Raw genomic sequence first — 16,507 nt, 5'->3', positions numbered from 1 at the left:
ATCCATCCTGGCACCGGGCCCGGACGATTCCCATCTAGGGTGCAGGCATGGCCGAGACCCCGCGACCCGATGAGACGTACAGCTACCTCGGGCCGTCGGGCACCTTCACCGAGGCCGCGCTGAAGCAGGTGGATGCGGCCCGTGGCCGCACCTGGCGCGCGGTCAACAACGCGTCCGAGGCGCTCGCCGACGTCGTCTCCGGCACGTCGGTCGCCGCCATGATCGCCATCGAGAACTCCGTCGAGGGCGGCGTGACGGCCACGCAGGACGCGCTCGCGAACATCCCGGGCCTGCGGATCCTCAGCGAGCACCTCGTGCCGGTGGCCTTCGACCTCGTGGTGCGGCCGGGCACGGCGCTCGCCGACGTGCGCACGGTCGCCGCGCACCCGGTCGCCTACGGCCAGTGCCGCCGCTTCCTGGAGCGCGAGCTGCCGACGCACGGCCACGTGCCCGCGTCCTCGAACGTGGCCGCCGCCCTCTCGCTGCTGGACGACGGGATCGCGGACGCCGCCATCGCGCCCCCGCAGATCACGGAGAGCCAGCCGCTCGAGGCGGTCGCCCGCGGCATCGGCGACAACCCGAACGCCGTCACGCGCTTCGTGCTCGTCGGGCGCGCCACCACCCTCCCCGCCCGCACGGGCGCCGACAAGACGAGCCTCATCGTCGAGCTCCCGGACGACCGCGCCGGATCCCTGCTCGACCTCCTCGAGCAGTTCGCGACCCGCGGGGTGAACCTCGCGCTCATCCAGTCGCGGCCCATCGGCGACGAGCTCGGGCGCTACCGCTTCGTCATCGACGCGGAGGGGCACGTGCACGACGAGCGCGTGGCCGACGCCCTGCTCGGGATCCGCCGCTTCAGCCCGCGCGTCACCTTCCTCGGCTCCTACCCGCGCGCCGACGGCACGCCCAGCACCTACCGCGCCCGCTACGAGGACGACGTCTTCCTGGAGGCGCGCGACTGGCTGCGCGGCATCGTGTCGGCCGAGCCGGGCGCCGGCGCCTGACGCGTCGTCGACGCGGGCCGCGCGCCCGGACGCGCGCGACCCGCTTCGTTAGAGTGACGGGGTGATCGATCCGCAGACCCTCCGCGACCATCCCGACCTCGTCATCGCCTCGCAGGAGCGGCGCGGAGCCTCCGTGGAGGTGGTCGACCAGGCGGTCGCCGCCGACTCCGAGCGCCGCCGGGCGGTCACCGAGTTCGAGGGCCTGCGCGCCGAGCAGAACGCGCACGGCAAGCTCGTCGCGAAGGCCGACAAGGCCGACAAGCCGCGCCTCATCGCCGAGGTGCAGGAGCTGAAGGCCCGCGTCACCGCCGCGCAGGAGCGCGCGCAGGCGGCCGAGGCCGCGCTGGACGAGGCCATGCGGCGGATCCCGAACATCGTCATCGACGGCGTCCCCGCCGGCGGCGAGGACGACTGGGCGCTCGTCCGCGAGGTCGGCGAGGAGCCGGCGTTCGACTTCGAGCCCCGCGACCACCTGGAGATCGGCGAGATCCTCGACGCCATCGACATGGGCCGCGGCGCCAAGGTGTCCGGCGCCCGCTTCCACTTCCTGAAGGGGATCGGCGCGCGTCTCGAGATCGCGCTGATGAACTTCGGCCTCGCCCGAGCGCTCGAGGCCGGCCTCGTGCCGCTCATCACGCCCACGCTCGTGAAGCCCGAGATCATGGCCGGCACCGGCTACCTGGGCGCCCACGCGGACGAGGTCTACCACCTCGACGACGACGACCTCTACCTCACGGGCACGAGCGAGGTGGCGCTCGCCGGGTACCACGCCGACGAGATCCTCGACCTGGCCGCAGGCCCCATCCGCTACGCCGGCTGGTCGACCTGCTACCGAAAGGAGGCGGGCTCATACGGCAAGGACACCCGCGGCATCATCCGCGTGCACCAGTTCCAGAAGCTCGAGATGTTCTCCTACGTCGATCCCGCCGACGCCGAGGCGGAGCACGAGCGCCTCCTCGCCATGCAGGAGCGCATGATGCAGGACCTCGGCCTCTCCTACCGCGTCATCGACACGGCGGCGGGCGACCTGGGATCCAGCGCCGCCCGCAAGTACGACGTCGAGGCGTGGATCCCCACCCAGGGCGCCTACCGTGAGCTCACCTCCACCTCGAACTGCACCACCTTCCAGGCGCGTCGCCTCGGCACGCGCTTCCGCGGCGAGGACGGCCGCACCTCGCCCGTCGCGACGCTCAACGGCACGCTGGCGACCACGCGCTGGATCGTCGCGATCCTCGAGACCCACCAGCAGGCCGACGGATCCGTGCGCGTGCCCGAGGCGCTCCGCCCGTACCTCGGCGGCCTCGAGGTGCTCGAGCCCGCCCCGGCGAAGGCGGCCCGATGACCCCGCGGGTGGCCGACGCTGACCGCCTCCTGATCGCCCTCGACATCGACGGGACCCTCCTCGGCGAGGACGGCTCGCTCGACGAGTCCGTCATCCGCGAGGTGCGGCGGATGGAGGAGGTCGGCCACGCTGTCATGCCGTCCACCGGCCGATCCGTCGCCGACACCCTGCCGATCGTCGACCGCCTGGGCATCCACCCCCGCTACATGGTGTGCTCGAACGGCGCGATCGTGCTCGAGCGCGACGCCGACGCCCCCACGGGCTACAGCCGCCGCTTCGTCGAGACCTTCGACCCCGCCGACGTTCTGCAGCGGATCCGCCCGCACCTCGCGAGCGGCCGCTACGCCGTCGAGGACGAGGAGGGCGTCTACCTCTACTCCGGCGGCGACTTCCCGGACGGTGCCCTCGAGGCCAACGGCCGACAGGTCGAGTTCGAGGAGCTGCTGCACGTGCCCGCGACGCGCGTGGTCGTCATCTCGCCCGGCCACGACCTGGAGGACTTCCAGGACGTCGTCGAGCGCATGGGCCTGCACCGGGTGAGCTACTCCATCGGCTGGACCGCGTGGCTCGACATCGCGCCCGACGGCGTCAACAAGGCCACGGCCATGGAGCGCGTGCGCGAGCTGCACGGGATCGCCCGCACGCACGTGATCGCCATGGGCGACGGGCGCAACGACATCGAGATGCTGGAGTGGGCCGGCGCGCACGGCCGCGGGATCGCGATGGGCCAGGCGCCCGCCGAGGTCATCGCCGTCGCCACCGAGGTCACCGGTCCCATCACGGAGAACGGCGCCGCCACGGTCCTCGCCCGGCTCTGACGCCCGGCGGCGGCCGATTCCCCAGCTGGGGAGAGTTCAGCCGCCTCGGATCCTCGGCGTGCGAGAGTGGCCCATCCCGCGCGGTCACCCGGCCGCACCACCGCGGGCCGACCGGCCACCGGTAGGATCCTTGACGATCGCCTCGCCCGCCCCGCGGGAGGGCGCGCATCGGGAGGGCTGTCCGAGCGGCCGATGGAGCCAGTCTTGAAAACTGGTGGGCAGAGATGTCTCGTGGGTTCGAATCCCACGCCCTCCGCCCGGAGAGGATCCGCATGAGCGACGCGCCCCTGCGCCCCCGGCGAACCGCCACGACACCCGTCATCGCCCGTCACGGCCGGCTCGGCCGACCGAGCGCGGCGCGCACGATCGTCAAGGGCATCGCCATGGGCGTCGCGGTCCTGCTCGTCAGCGGGCTCTCCGTCGTCACCATCGCGGCCTGGGACCTGAACAGGTCCGTCCAGGCGAACACCGTCGACATCAGCGACGGCACCGAGCAGACCACGGTCGGCGTGGGCGCGCTCGACGGCGGCTTCAACGTGCTCGTCGCGGGATCCGACACCCGGCAGGGCCAGGGCGACGGCTACGGCAAGACCGACGGCGCCCTCAACGACGTGAACATGGTGCTGCACGTCTCCGCCGACCACACCCAGGCGACGGTCGTCAGCCTGCCGCGCGACATGGTCGTGCCCATCCCCTCCTGCGCGCGCAGCGACGGATCCGGCACCGCGCCCGCCCAGTCGGCCGCGCCGCTCAACACGGCGCTCTCCGACGGCGGCCTGCCGTGCGTCGCGAAGACCGTCGCGCAGTTCACCGGCCTCGACATCCCCTACGCGGCGCTCATCGAGTTCAACGGCGTCATCGGGATGTCCAACGCCGTCGGCGGCGTCCCCGTCTGCCTCACGAGCCCGCTCAAGGACAAGCGCACCGACCTCGACCTCCCGGCGGGGGAGAACGTCCTGCAGGGCAAGGAGGCGCTCCAGTTCCTCCGCACGCGCCACGTGCTCGGCGACGGCAGCGATCTGGCCCGCATCAGCAACCAGCAGTCCTTCCTCTCGTCGCTCGTGCGCACCATGAAGCAGTCGAGCACGCTCTCGGATCCCACGCGCGTCTACGGCATCGCAAAGGCTGCGGTGGACAACATGCAGCGCTCCACGTCGCTCGACTACCAGACCATGGCCTCCATGGCGCTGGCGCTCAAGGACATCCCGCTCGACCAGGTGCACTTCGTGCAGTACCCGGGCACGACCGCAGGCACCGGCGTCTACGCGGGCAAGGTCCAGCCGCTCAAGACGGACGGCGACCAGCTCATGGAGCTCCTCAAGGCCGACACGCCGTTCCAGGTCAAGGCGGGCAACACGGGCCTCGGGGCGGTCGACGAGCAGCCTGCCGCATCCAGCCCGACCCCGTCCCCGAGCGCGTCCGCTGCGGGGTCGGCTCCGGCGACCTCCGGGCCCACGGTCCTGCCCGAGGCGATCACGGGCACCGACGCCGGCACGGTCACGTGCACCAAGGCGTTCAAGTGACGCGCGCGGTCCGCGAGCGATGAGGGCGACGGGACCCCGCCGCACACCCTATGCAGCGAGGACCCGTCTATCTCGTTCAGCTTTCGACCCGAATCCTCCGCCGGACGAGAATCTCGTGTTCTCGCCCACGGGGGGCTCGCGACGTCGTCGCGTGCGTGAGGGTGAGCGGTGCCGGTTCGGGGGATCCGGGACCGCGGCCACGTGGGCGAGCGGGACATCTCTGGGCTGACACATCGACACGCGCGGGGTGAGCCGGTCGGGTCCGGCACACGCGTCGACACAGACACTACGTGTCCGTCGAATGGGGGACAACAGCACCGCACCCCCCGTTCGGGCCCGCGTCCCGGTGGGCGGGGATGTGACCGGGCCGCCGCGTCCGGTACAGTGGACGGGTACGTCTGGAGACGTCGCATAGTTCGGCCTAGTGCACCACCCTGCTAAGGTGGAGTACCCGCATGGGTACCGTGGGTTCAAATCCCACCGTCTCCGCCATCGCCGCCTCGCTCGTGTCCGCCTCACGCGGCCCGACGCCGCGGCTCTCGAGCGCCTCGGGAACCGATACGCTCCTCGGATGGACCGCCAGATGCTCGACCAGCTGACGACGGGCCGGTCACGGCGCGACGTCCAGGCCATCCGCGATGCGCTCTCCGAGCTGTCCCCCGGAGACCCCGTCCGCGTCGTCATCCGCTCCCCCCGGTATGGGCTCCACGCCGTCGACGGCACGGTGCGCACCGGCGCGAACGGCCAGCTCTCCGTGGCGGACACCGCGCTCGGCGCAGCGGGGGAGATCCAGGCTCTCTCCCCGAGGGTCGAGGACGACGGCGCCGGCGAGCCGGAGCTGCCCGCGTCGGTGGCGGGCCTCGCCCACGGCACCCCGGTCCGCGTGACGTTCGACGAGCCCGCCTACGGCGCCTTCCACGTCACGGGTCCGCTCTCCGCGGGAGACGACGCGTTCCTGCTCGTCGGCAACTGGATCGTGGTGGACGGCGAGCGCTTCGCCCCGCGGGTCGTCGGGGTCGAGGTCGCTGACGTCGAGGTGCATCCGGCGAACGTCCCGCCGAAGCGCCCGTCGGCCGACGATCCGGCCGTGCCGGTGCCGGGGCTCACCGCCTAGGGCGAGCGAGAACGCGGCCCTTCGGGATCCGGTCGCCGGCGAGCTCCCGGCCTAGCATCACCCCCATGAGCGACACGTTTCCCGATCCGACGCGGTCGTCGGACCCCGAGCACGGCGCCGGCACCACGCTCGGCCTCATCGCGCGCGAGGCGAACGTGTCCATCGGCACGGTCAGCAAGGTCCTCAACGGGCGGAAGGGCATCTCGCCCGCGACCCGCGCGCGCGTCGAGGAGCTGATGGAGCGCCACGGCTACAGCCGCCGCGGGGCCGAGCGGCCGCACGGCGCGCTGATCGAGATCGTGCTGGAGGTGGTCGACACGGGCTTCTCGGTCGACCTGCTGCGGGGCGTATCCGCGGTCGCGCGCGAGAACGGCCTGAGCGTCATCGTCACCGAGCACGGGCGCGACACAGCCCTCGACGGCGACTGGATGGCGGGCGTCATGCAGCGGCGGCCGATGGGCCTCGTGCTCGTGTTCTCCGACCTCGCGCCCGCGCAGAAGCGGCAGCTGCGCAGCCGCGGCATCCCGTTCGTGGTGGTGGATCCCGCGGGGTCGCCGGCCGCGGACGTGCCGGCCGTCGGATCCACCAACTGGGAGGGCGGCCACGCCGCGGGGGAGCACCTGCTGGGGCTCGGGCACCGGCGGATCGGCGCGATCAGCGGACCGCCGCACCGGCTCTACTCCCGGGCGCGCATGTCGGGCTTCCGCAGCGCGCTCGAGGCGGCCGGATCCGCGGTGTCGCTCGTCGAGGTCGAGGGCGACTTCGGGCGGACAGCCGGGCACCGAGCGGGCGGCGAGCTGCTCGACCGTGCCGAGCGACCGACCGCGATCTTCGCGGGCAACGACGAGCAGGCGCTCGGGCTCTACGAGGCGGCGCGCGAGCGCGGGATCCGCATCCCCCACGACCTCTCCGTGCTCGGCTACGACGACCTCCCGTTCGCGCGCATCGTCTCGCCCGCCCTCAGCACGGTGCGGCAGCCGGTGCGGGAGATGGCGGAGGCCGCGGCGCGCATGGTGCTCCGGATCCGCGAGGGGCGGAGCGACGAGCCGACGCGGCTCGACCTCGCCACCGCGCTCGTGGTGCGCGCGAGCACGGCGGCGCCCGCTCGGGCGGACGCGCTGTCGTCGTCCGAGTGAAACGTTTCGGATCGACCGCGGCCTCCTTGCCCCGCCCGACCGCCGGTGCGTAGCGTTCGAGGGGCGCCCGGCAGTCGCCCGGCCGCGTCCGACGAAGGAGTCGCCCGTGTCGCAGATCCCCCGCACGCCCGCCCGTCCGCACCGCGGTCGCCCGACCCGGACGGAGCTCGCGTGACCGCCGCGAGGAAGGCGCTCGTCGTCCGCGGCGGCTGGGATGGCCACATGCCCGTGGAGACCACGGGCCTGTTCATCCCGTTCCTCGAGGAGAACGGCTTCGAGGTGCGCGTCGAGGAGGGCTCGGCCGTCTACGCCGACGCCGACGTCATGGCCGCGACCGACCTGATCGTGCAGGCCAACACCATGACCACGATCGAGCCCGAGGAGATGGCCGGCCTGTACGCCGCCGTCGTCGCGGGCACCGGCATGGCCGGCTGGCACGGCGGCATCGCCGACTCGTACCGGAACACGGCCGACTACCTCCACATGATCGGCGGCCAGTTCGCCCACCACGCGGGCAAGGACCCGGCTGAGCGCACGGGCGAGCAGTCCGACAACTACATCCCGTACACGGTCGAGATGACCGAGCTCGGGCGCACCCACGAGATCACGCAGGGGATCGCCGACTTCGACCTCGTGACCGAGCAGTACTGGGTGCTGAGCGACGAGTACAACGACGTGCTCGCGACCACCACGCAGACCGTGCGCCCGTGGGACCCGTGGCACCGGCCGGTGACCGCGCCCGCGATCTGGACCCGCCAGTGGGGCGAGGGCCGCATCTTCGTCTCGGCCCCCGGCCACCGCATCGAGGTCGTCGAGGACCCGAACGTCCGCACCATCATCGAGAGGGGCCTCCTGTGGGCGGCACGCTGAACCACGACGACGACGCGATGACCCTCGGGATCATCGGCGTCGGGAAGATCAGCGAGCAGTACTTCGCCGCCTTCGAGACCCTGCCGGGCGTCCGGCTCGTCGCGGTCGCCGACCTCGACCTCGACCGCGCGCGCACGGTCGCCGCGGCGCAGGGCGTTGACGCGCTGAGCGTCGACGACCTCATCGCCGACCCGCGGATCGACACCGTGCTGAACCTCACGATCCCCGCCGCGCACGCCGAGGTCGACCTCCGCGTGCTCGAGGCAGGCAAGCACGTCTACGGCGAGAAGCCGCTCGCGCTGAGTCCTGCCGAGGCCGAGCCGATCCTGCGGCTCGCCGAGGAGAAGGGCCTCCGCGTCGGATCCGCGCCGGACACCGTGCTCGGCACCGGGATCCAGACCGCGCGCGCCGTGCTCGACGCGGGCACGATCGGGGAGCCCGTCGCCGCCAACGCCTTCTGGGGCGCTCCCGGCCACGAGCTGTGGCACCCCGCCCCGGCCTTCTACTACCAGCCGGGCGCCGGCCCGCTGTTCGACATGGGGCCGTACTACCTCACGGCGCTGGTCACGCTGCTCGGCCCGATCACCCGCGTGCAGGGCGCCTCGCTGCGCTCGGACCGCGTGCGCTCGGCCGCCTCCGACCCCGACGCCCACGAGATCCCCGTCACCGTCGACACCCACGTGAGCGCCGTGCTCACGCACGCGTCGGGCGCGGTCTCCACGGTCACGATGAGCTTCGACGTCTGGGCGACGCGGATCCCGAACATCGAGGTGTACGGCACGGCGGGCACGCTCTCGGTGCCGGACCCGAACCACTTCTCCGGTCTCGTGCAGGTCGCCACGTCCGACGACCGCGAGTGGGCGGACGTCGCGCCGAGCGCCGGCTTCGTCGACGCGGGCCGCGGCTGCGGCCTCGCCGAGATGGCCGATGCCATACGTCGTGGCGTCCCGCACCGTGCGTCCGGGGAGCTCGCGTTCCACATCCTCGAGGTCATGGACGCGATCCTCGACCCCGCGTCGACGGGCGAGATCCGCAGCACCGTGGGGCGTCCGGAGGCCGTGCCGCTGGGGCAACCGGGGCGCTCCGGGGACTGAGCGGATGTCGTCCGCGAACAGGTAGTGGGCAGCCTTCCACAACCCCGCTCGACGCCCGTTCCTGGGAGCCCCGGCGGACTAGCCTGACGCCGTGACCCGCCACTTCTCGCAGTTCCTCTTCGCGCCGTACGGCGACGGGGAGGGGCTGCGCGCCGTGGAGTCGGACGCGTCCGACGAGCAGCTCCTCGGCGCCGAGGCGCGCGAGTCGGACGGCGGACCGCGGGGGCAGGAGGCGGACGTCACCGACCCCTCCGTGTGGCCTCCGCTCACCGTCGTCGAGTGGCCGCTCACGCACCGGCCGTTCGACGACGACGATGAGCCGGAGATCGCGGACGGGCACTTCGCACCGGCGGATGAGGACCCGGACGCGGAGGCGCAGGAGGAGGCCGCCGCGCACGCCGCCCGGGCTGCGCTCCTCGCCGAGGTCTACGGCTGGCCGCACCGCGCCATCTGAGCCGGGCGACGCATCGCCCGCCGCCTCGCAGGCCCGGCCGCGGCGATCACGCGCCGGCCAGCACCGCCCAGGAGTGCCCGGGCACGCGTCCGTCGTCGGCGACCTCGCCCGCCTCGCGGGCACCGCGCGAGCCGACGACCTCCACCGGCTCGTCGCCCAGGTTGAGCACGAGGCGCAGCGCGTCCGGTGAGCCGGGTGCGACGCCCCCGGCGGCCCCCGACCCCGACGGCCGCAGCGTGATCGTGAGCGCGGTGTTGGTGAGGCCGGACGTCTCCATCCGCGCGTCGACCAGCCAGGCGTGTCGGCGACGGAGGCCGACGAGCTCCTGGTGCAGGCGGCGGATCCGGGCGGCGTGCGCATCGTCCGGGAGCTCGTCGGGCGACGCCGGGTAGGCGGGGCGCACGGCGTCGTCGCCGCCGGCGCGGTCCTCCTTCACGCCGGTGAGTCCCCGCTCGTCGCCCGCGTAGATCGACGGGATCCCGGGCAGGAGGAGCAGGAGGGCGATCGCGTGGCCGAGGTGACGCGGATCCACCGCGGACGCGATGCGCGTCACGTCGTGGTTGCCGATGAAGGTCTGCGGCGTGAACGACGGCAGCAGCTCGCCGTGGCGGGTGAGGGTCCAGTCGAGCTCGAAGAGGTTGGCCTCGGCGATGGAGTTGCGGATCGACTTCCACAGCTCGTACGCGGTGATGGAGTCGATGGTCGACTCGGAGGCGTAGCCCGCGTAGTCGCCGTGGATCATCTCGCCGACGAACCACGCGTCGGGGTGGCGTTCGCGGACGCGCGGCAGCACCGCGGCCCAGAACGACGCGGGCACGGCGTAGGCGGCGTCGAGCCGCCAGCCGGAGATCCCGCGGTCGAGCCAGTGGATCATCACGTCGGCGATGTGCGCGCGCACTGCCTCGGAGTCGTGGTCGAGCGTCACGAGGGCGCCGTGGCCCTCGAATCCGACGGGCTCGCCGGCGTCGTCCCAGCGGAACCAGGAGGCGGCGTCGGATCCGGGTCCGTCGGCCAGCGCCTGCACGAAGCGCGGGTGGCTGCGGCCCACGTGGTTGAAGACGCCGTCGAGGAGCACGCGGATGCCGCGGGCGGAGGCGTCGGCGAGGAGGGCGTCGAGGTCGGCGTCGTCGCCGAGCCGCGGATCGAGGCGCAGGTGGTCGCGCGTGTCGTAGCCGTGGGTCTCCGAGTCGAAGACCGGGCCGAGCAGCAGGCCGTTGGCGCCGAGGTCGACGAGGTCGGGGAGCCACGCGCGGATGCGGTCGAGGCGGTGCGCGGGGGAGGAGCCGTCGGGCCCGGCGAGGTCGTCGCGGGTCTGCGGCGCGCCCGTGAAGCCGAGCGGGTAGACGTGCCACCAGACGACATGGTCGGTCCAGGATGCCAAGGGTCGCTCCTCGCGGTTCGGGTCGATCCAGCCTAATCAGCGGGGGTCGGGGCGACCGGCGGCCGGGCTCCGTCGGACAGCGGGAGGACCGCGGCGTGCCGTCGCCAGCGCGGATTCGCGGGGCGGCCCCGCAGCATGTAGTCTGTCTCCCGGCCTGATCGCCGCTCGCGGGGATCGTCGCCGCACGACTGCGCCCGTAGCTCAACGGATAGAGCATCTGACTACGGATCAGAAGGTTGGGGGTTCGAATCCCTCCGGGCGCACAGCATCCCTCGGATGCGCATCTCTGGTTGAGACAGGATGCCGAACGGCCCGCCACTGGCGGGCCGTTCGCGTATCCGGGGCAGGGAGCGGATCCGGCCCCTCAGCGCGTAGTCGCGAGCGGCTCCACCACGCCGTTCTCGTAAGCCCATATCGTCGCGTGCAGTCGGTCGCGCACGCCGAGCTTGTCGAGCGTGCGGCTCACGTGGGTCTTCACCGTGGTCGGCGCGAGGAACAGCCGGCCGGCGATCTCCGCGTTCGACAGCCCGCGCGCGACGAGCACGAGGATCTCCCGCTCGCGGGCGGTCAGGCGCGCGAGCCCCGGGTCCGTGCCGACGCCGGTGCCGGGGGCGGCGTGGCCGTGGTCGACGAGCGCGCTCACGGGGTCGGCCCCGGGGTGGGCGTGGGCTCGGGGGTGGGGCTCGCCTCCGGCGTGGACGATCCGCCCGGGGTCGCGGTCGGCGACGGCGTCGAGGTGGTCGACCCGCCCTTCACGGCGGGCAGGGGGAGCGCCTTCGCGAACGGCGGGCGTCCGGATCCCATGTCCTCGACGCTGAGATGCCCCATCCGGCCGGCATCGCGGAGCGAGAGCGGGAAGGCGTTCCACGCTCCGGTGCTGGGCTCGAGCGGCTCGCCCGTGGTGGGGTCCGCCTCCGCGAGCGCGGGCGGCACCACGCTCAGCGGCTCGCCGTCCTGGTCGAAGAGCTGCACGCGGTCGAGGAGGTTGCCCTCGGCGTCGTACGCGAACACGTTGCTGATGCGCTTGCCGTCGAGGGTGAGCTCCTGTGGCACGGAGGAACTGCTCGACGAGGGCGCGTACTCGACACGGGCGCTCTGTCCGGAGCGGTCGATGGCGAGCGGTATCAGCACGACCAGCGACAGCGCGGTGACGACGCTCACCGCCGTGCGGAGGGTCCGCAGCGGGCGCGTCGGCACCCACCGGTCCCGGCCCCACTGGACGCTGACCGCGAGGAGCGCGAGAAGGAGCAGCCAGCGCACCGTTCCGTACGGGAGCACCAGGAACCAGCTGAAGATGCCGAGGAAGGCAGCGAGCACGCCGAGCGTCACCTGGTAGCCCGCCCACGCCCGCAGCAGCCACCACACCGGGCGGCAGGCGATGAGGAGATCGAGGATCGCGGAGAGCTCGCGATTCGCCCGGATCCGCGCGAGCAGCGCATCGGCCCGTGCGCGCACGCCGCCCCGCAGCTGGTCCAGCGGCGACGCGGGCGACGCCGCTGCCGCCCGCTCCGGCAGCCCCGCGGAGCTGCGCAGCTCGTCGGCGTAGTGCACGGGATCGCCGAGCTCGAGGGTCCCGTCGTGATCCGCGGCCTCCTCCTGCAGGTCGGCCTCGAGGCCGCCCGTGAGGTCGTCGACGTCCTCGGGATCCAGGTCCGCGAGCCGGGCGCGCACGGCGGCGGCGAAGGCCCGGATGCGGGTGTCGAGGGTGGGATCTGCGGTGTTCACGGCTTCTCTCCGATCGTGCGGACGTTCGCGGGTGCGGGCACGGGGCCCTCGCCGGCGCCGCCGGCCTTCCGGGTGCGGTGGGTCGGCGTGGGGGCCGGCTCTCCGAGGAGCCCGCTCATGGCCGTGGCGAACGCGGCCCAGGTCGCGCGCTGCCCGGCGAGCAGCTCGCGGCCCTCGGGGTTGATCGCGTAGTACTTGCGGTGCGGTCCGCCCTCGGACGGCACCACGTAGCTCGAGAGCGCGCCGGCCGCGTAGAGACGGCGGAGCGTCCCGTAGACGGAGGCGTCGCCCACGTCGCCGAGGCCGGCGTCGCGGAGGCGCCGGACGATGTCGTAGCCGTACCCGTCGTCGTGCTGCACCACGGCGAGCACCGCGGTGTCGAGCGCGCCCTTGAGTAGCTGCGTGGTGTCCATCAGTCGATCTCTCTCATGCGTCGCACAGTATCACGCAGTGCGCGGTACCTCGGAGTGCCGTACAGGGCGGCGCGTCGGTGCCGTCGGCGGTGCGAGGATCGAGGCACACCGAGTCGGGAGCCGCCATGACCTCCACCCCCGCGGGCGCCGTCGCCCTGCCGCCCACGCGCGTGACCTACCCGGCGGGATCCGTCGCCTCCGAGGGCACCGTCCTCCGCGTCGACGACCTGGCCGACGGCACGCGCGCCGTCGTCCTCGACGCCACCGCGTGCCACCCCGTCGACGCGGCCTGGCCCGACCAGCCCGCCGACCGCGCGGTGCTCCGGGTGCGCGGCGCCGGGATCCAGGTGCTCGACTGCGTCGTCGGCGCGGCGTCGACGGATCCCGCGGAGGGCGCCGTGCTGCACGTCGGCTCCGGCGTCCCGGTGAAGAAGGGCGCGGAGGGCTGGTCGTTCGTCGCCGTGCACGTCGTGCCGGGCGGTGCCGACGTCCGCGTGGGCGACGCCGCCGAGGTCGCGGTGGATCCCGAGCACCGCCGCGCGCTGAGCGCCGGCCACACGGGCTGCCACCTGGCCTCCCTCGCCCTCGACCGCGCGCTCGCCGACGCGTGGACCAAGGACGTGCCGACGGATGCGCTCGGCGCCCCCGGCTTCGACGCGCTCGCCATCGACACGTCGCGCATCGCACCGTGGTCGTCCGTCGACACCTACCGCCTCGGGAAGTCGCTGCGGAAGAAGGGCTTCGTCCCCGCGATGCTCGTCGATCGACTCGACGAGGTGCGCGAGCACGTCGACGCCACGCTCGCCGGGTGGGTCACCTCGGGCGCCGCCGCGCGCATCGAGCGCGAGGGCGACCTGCTCACCTCGCGCCGCTCCTGGGTGTGCGAGCTTCCGGGCGGCACCGCGCGGATCCCCTGCGGCGGCACCCACCTCGCGGGCCTCGACGAGCTCGCGTCCGTCTCCGTCGACCTCGAGGCGGAGGAGGTCGACGGCGCCGTGGTGGTGCGGATGCGCACCACCTGCGTCGCCGCCTGAGCCACCCGGTCGGGGGACTCCGGTATCCCCGCACCTCCCGCGTCGGGTAGCGTGGTCAGGCGCCGTCCGGCCGACCGGCATCCTCGGTCCGGCGACGGCGCGGCGATGGAAAGTGGTATCGAACGTGGCAGCAACCCCCGCGACGAAGTGCTCGGTCTGCGGCAAGGCGAACCCCGTCGGCATGGCCACGGGCAACATCCTCGACCACGGCCGCAACCACGAGCGCTGCCCGGGATCCGGCAAGCCGCCGGCCGTCTCGACCAAGCCCGCCTCGGCGGCCGCGAAGTCGGGCACCGCCCCGTCGCGGAAGCCGGCGAGCGAGGCCGCGAAGCGCGAGCCGAGCCGCAAGACCACCCCGGCCAAGGCGGCCGGCCCCACGCGCGGCGTCACCGTGCGTCGCGTCGAGGTCGACACCGAGCGCCTGCGCCTGCGCGAGGAGAAGCTCGAGCGGATCCGCGTGCAGCGCGAGGAGGCGGCCCGCCGTCGCCTCGGCGACTACATCGTGCCGCTCGACGCCGACGGCCAGGAGGCCCCGGAGGCCGAGATCACGCTCGAGAGCATGGACGACGAGGCGCCGGCCCCGGTCGAGCCCGCCGCATCCGCCGAGTCCGACGTCGCGACCGCCGATGCCGCGGACGGCCGCCCCTCCGCCTAGCGCGTAGCGTGGCGCTCATGACAGAGCAGTCCACCGACCAGCCCACCACGTACCTCGGCCGCACCGGCGTGGAGGTCTCGCGCCTCTGCCTCGGCACCATGATGTTCGGCGCCTGGGGCGAGACCGACCACGAGAAGTCCATCCGCGTGATCCACCGCGCCATCGACGCCGGGATCACCTTCATCGACACCGCCGACATCTACGCGTACGGCGAGTCGGAGGAGATCGTCGGGAAGGCGATCGCGCAGTCCGGCCGCCGCGACGACCTCGTCCTCGCCACCAAGTTCTTCAACGGCATGAAGCCCGAGGCCAACCACCGCGGCGGCTCGCGCCGCTGGATCATGCGGGCCGTCGAGGACTCGCTGCGCCGCCTCGGCACCGACTACATCGACCTGTACCAGATGCACCGGCCGGACGAGCACACGGACATCGAGGAGACCCTCGGCGCCCTGACCGACCTGGTCACGCAGGGCAAGGTCCGCTACATCGGCTCCTCCACGTTCCAGCCGAGCCAGGTCGTCGAGGCGCAGTGGGTCGCGCGGGAGCGCGGCACCGCGCGGTTCGTCACCGAGCAGCCGCCGTACTCGCTGCTCACCCGCGGCATCGAGGCCGACCTCCTCCCCACCACCCAGCGCCACGGCATGGGCACGCTCGTCTGGAGCCCGCTCGCGGGCGGCTGGCTCTCCGGCAAGTACCGCGCGGGCCAGGAGATCCCGAAGACGCACCGCAACGACCGCGACCCGTCGCGCTACGACCCGTCCGACCCGAAGTTCGCGGCCGCCGACCAGCTGGGCGCCCTCGCCGACGAGCTGGGCGTGCCGCTCGTGCACCTCGCGCTGGCCTTCGTGCTCCGCCACCCGGCGGTGACCAGCGCGATCATCGGCCCGCGCACCATGGAGCAGCTCGAGTCCCAGCTCGACGCGGCCACCCTGGAGCTTGACGCCGCGACGCTCGACCGCATCGACGAGATCGTGCCGCCCGGCCTCAACGTGAACCCGGCCGACACGGGCTTCGCGAACTACTGGCTGGATCCCGCGAAGCGCCGCCGCTGATCCGACTCGGGAGCCGGCTCCGGGCAGTCCGCCCGCGGTCGGCTCCCCGTGCGCGTGGAGGCCCGGCCCGTAGGGTCGTCCCATGAGCCGCCGCACCCGCGAGCCCGTGTACGGGGCCGCCGTCGTCCTGGGCCGCGCGCTCTTCGGGTCGCTCCGTCTCCGGCTGGTCGCCGACGGGCTGGACCGCATCCCGGCCACCGGCGGCGCGGTCATCGCGATGACCCACTTCGGCTACCTCGAGTTCGCGCTCGTCGAGTGGGCGACTTGGCTGCACGATCGCCGCCGGATCCGCTTCATGGCGAAGAAGGGCGCGTTCGACACGCCCGGCGTGGGATGGGTGCTGCGCCGCATGCGCCACATCGAGGTCGACATGACCGCGGGTGCCGCCGCCTACGCGGACGCCGTCGCGGCCCTCCGGGCGGGCGAGCTCGTGGGCGTCTTCCCGGAGGCGGGCGTGAGCGCGTCCTTCCGCGTGCGGGAGCTCAAGACCGGCGCCGCGCGCCTGGCTTCCGACGCCGGCGTGCCGATCGTGCCCGTCGCCGTGTGGGGCGGGCATCGGCTGCTCACCAAGAACCGCCGCATCCGGATGCGCGACCGCGTCGGCGTGCCCGTGCACCTGCGCGCGGGGGAGCGGATCCCCGTGGCTCCCGACGCGGATCCGCGCGAGGTGACCGACGCCCTGCGCGACGGGCTGCAGCGACTGGTCGACGACCTCCAGTCCGCGTACCCGGTGGACGGCCGCGGCGCGTGGTGGCAACCGCGGCACCGGGGCGGCACCGCGCCGACGCCCGAGGAGGCCGCGGCGGCCGACGCGGAACGCGACGAGCGCCGTCGCGCGCAGGGGCGCTGAGTCGTGAGGCGCCGACCCGAGGGGACCCGCGGGGGGAATGAG

17 protein-coding genes and 3 tRNA genes are annotated in these 16,507 nt (G+C 73.5%); 16 read left to right on the top strand and 4 right to left on the bottom strand.

Translation table 11 applies throughout. The annotated features are described in order from the left end of the window. Window positions 1–47 precede the first annotated feature (47 nt). From pheA to ITJ44_RS06885, 11 genes are all read left to right on the top strand, one after another. Complete coding sequence (pheA, locus tag ITJ44_RS06935) at window positions 48–1,004, top strand: prephenate dehydratase (RefSeq protein ID WP_194633961.1); 957 nt, start codon at window positions 48–50, stop codon at window positions 1,002–1,004. Window positions 1,005–1,065: 61 nt separating this feature from the next. Continuing rightward, window positions 1,066–2,346: a serine--tRNA ligase gene (gene serS / locus ITJ44_RS06930; RefSeq protein WP_194633960.1), complete on the top strand. Its 1,281-nt coding sequence runs from the start codon at window positions 1,066–1,068 to the stop codon at window positions 2,344–2,346. Then, entirely contained in the window at window positions 2,343–3,164 is an 822-nt protein-coding gene (locus ITJ44_RS06925) for an HAD family hydrolase (protein ID WP_194633959.1), read from the top strand. The genes serS and ITJ44_RS06925 overlap by 4 nt, the downstream gene beginning before the upstream one ends. 171 nt (window positions 3,165–3,335) lie before the next feature. After that, window positions 3,336–3,420, top strand: a tRNA-Ser gene (locus tag ITJ44_RS06920). A 16-nt stretch (window positions 3,421–3,436) separates the two neighbouring features. After that, the gene (locus tag ITJ44_RS06915; RefSeq protein WP_194633958.1) at window positions 3,437–4,687 is read left to right on the top strand and encodes an LCP family protein; all 1,251 of its coding nucleotides are present in this window, start codon (window positions 3,437–3,439) and stop codon (window positions 4,685–4,687) included. A 400-nt stretch (window positions 4,688–5,087) separates the two neighbouring features. Beyond that, window positions 5,088–5,179 (top strand) — tRNA-Ser (locus ITJ44_RS06910). Window positions 5,180–5,258: 79 nt separating this feature from the next. After that, window positions 5,259–5,801, top strand: a complete 543-nt coding sequence (locus tag ITJ44_RS06905; protein WP_228494508.1) for a hypothetical protein — start codon at window positions 5,259–5,261, stop codon at window positions 5,799–5,801. Window positions 5,802–5,866: 65 nt separating this feature from the next. Further along, window positions 5,867–6,937, top strand: a complete 1,071-nt coding sequence (locus tag ITJ44_RS06900; protein ID WP_194633957.1) for a LacI family DNA-binding transcriptional regulator — start codon at window positions 5,867–5,869, stop codon at window positions 6,935–6,937. Between the two features lie 171 nt (window positions 6,938–7,108). After that, window positions 7,109–7,807, top strand: coding sequence for a ThuA domain-containing protein (locus tag ITJ44_RS06895; protein ID WP_011931740.1), 699 nt, complete (start codon window positions 7,109–7,111; stop codon window positions 7,805–7,807). Window positions 7,808–7,824: 17 nt separating this feature from the next. Continuing rightward, the gene (locus ITJ44_RS06890; protein WP_194634114.1) at window positions 7,825–8,901 is read left to right on the top strand and encodes a Gfo/Idh/MocA family protein; all 1,077 of its coding nucleotides are present in this window, start codon (window positions 7,825–7,827) and stop codon (window positions 8,899–8,901) included. 91 nt (window positions 8,902–8,992) lie between these two features. Further along, on the top strand, window positions 8,993–9,355 hold the full coding sequence (locus ITJ44_RS06885; RefSeq protein WP_194633956.1) for a hypothetical protein: 363 nt from the start codon (window positions 8,993–8,995) through the stop codon (window positions 9,353–9,355). 46 nt (window positions 9,356–9,401) lie between these two features. On the opposite strand, the gene ITJ44_RS06880 is transcribed toward ITJ44_RS06885, so the two are convergent. Further along, a complete protein-coding gene (locus ITJ44_RS06880; RefSeq protein WP_194633955.1) occupies window positions 9,402–10,736 on the bottom strand; it encodes an alpha-amylase family protein in 1,335 nt (444 codons plus the stop codon). A 190-nt stretch (window positions 10,737–10,926) separates the two neighbouring features. Here ITJ44_RS06880 and ITJ44_RS06875 point away from each other — a divergent pair. Beyond that, window positions 10,927–10,999 (top strand) — tRNA-Arg (locus ITJ44_RS06875). 101 nt (window positions 11,000–11,100) lie between these two features. On the opposite strand, the gene ITJ44_RS15850 is transcribed toward ITJ44_RS06875, so the two are convergent. Genes ITJ44_RS15850 through ITJ44_RS06860 form a run of 3 tightly spaced genes read right to left on the bottom strand, consistent with a single transcriptional unit; the run spans window position 11,101 to window position 12,874 of the window. Then, a complete protein-coding gene (locus ITJ44_RS15850; RefSeq protein WP_370551634.1) occupies window positions 11,101–11,379 on the bottom strand; it encodes a LuxR C-terminal-related transcriptional regulator in 279 nt (92 codons plus the stop codon). Beyond that, window positions 11,376–12,461, bottom strand: a complete 1,086-nt coding sequence (locus ITJ44_RS06865) for a hypothetical protein (RefSeq protein ID WP_194633954.1) — start codon at window positions 12,459–12,461, stop codon at window positions 11,376–11,378. The genes ITJ44_RS15850 and ITJ44_RS06865 overlap by 4 nt, the downstream gene beginning before the upstream one ends. After that, window positions 12,458–12,874: a PadR family transcriptional regulator gene (locus ITJ44_RS06860; protein ID WP_194633953.1), complete on the bottom strand. Its 417-nt coding sequence runs from the start codon at window positions 12,872–12,874 to the stop codon at window positions 12,458–12,460. Before ITJ44_RS06860 ends, ITJ44_RS06865 begins: the two co-directional genes overlap by 4 nt. Before the next feature lie 125 nt (window positions 12,875–12,999). Between ITJ44_RS06860 and ITJ44_RS06855 the strand changes: the two genes are divergently transcribed. From ITJ44_RS06855 to ITJ44_RS06840, 4 genes are all read left to right on the top strand, one after another. After that, entirely contained in the window at window positions 13,000–13,908 is a 909-nt protein-coding gene (locus ITJ44_RS06855) for a metal-dependent hydrolase (protein WP_194633952.1), read from the top strand. A 124-nt stretch (window positions 13,909–14,032) separates the two neighbouring features. Then, window positions 14,033–14,563 carry a hydophilic protein gene (locus ITJ44_RS06850; RefSeq protein ID WP_370551633.1) on the top strand — a complete coding sequence of 177 codons (531 nt, stop codon included), beginning with the start codon at window positions 14,033–14,035 and terminating at the stop codon, window positions 14,561–14,563. Window positions 14,564–14,580: 17 nt separating this feature from the next. Then, a complete protein-coding gene (locus tag ITJ44_RS06845; protein ID WP_194633950.1) occupies window positions 14,581–15,615 on the top strand; it encodes an aldo/keto reductase in 1,035 nt (344 codons plus the stop codon). Window positions 15,616–15,697: 82 nt separating this feature from the next. Next, the gene (locus ITJ44_RS06840) at window positions 15,698–16,465 is read left to right on the top strand and encodes a 1-acyl-sn-glycerol-3-phosphate acyltransferase (protein WP_194633949.1); all 768 of its coding nucleotides are present in this window, start codon (window positions 15,698–15,700) and stop codon (window positions 16,463–16,465) included. The last annotated feature ends 42 nt before the right edge of the window (window positions 16,466–16,507 follow it).

It is taken from the genome of Clavibacter sp. VKM Ac-2873, assembly GCF_015351075.1.
Taxonomy (GTDB): domain Bacteria; phylum Actinomycetota; class Actinomycetes; order Actinomycetales; family Microbacteriaceae; genus Clavibacter.
This window is presented reverse-complemented; position numbering and strand designations above follow the sequence as displayed.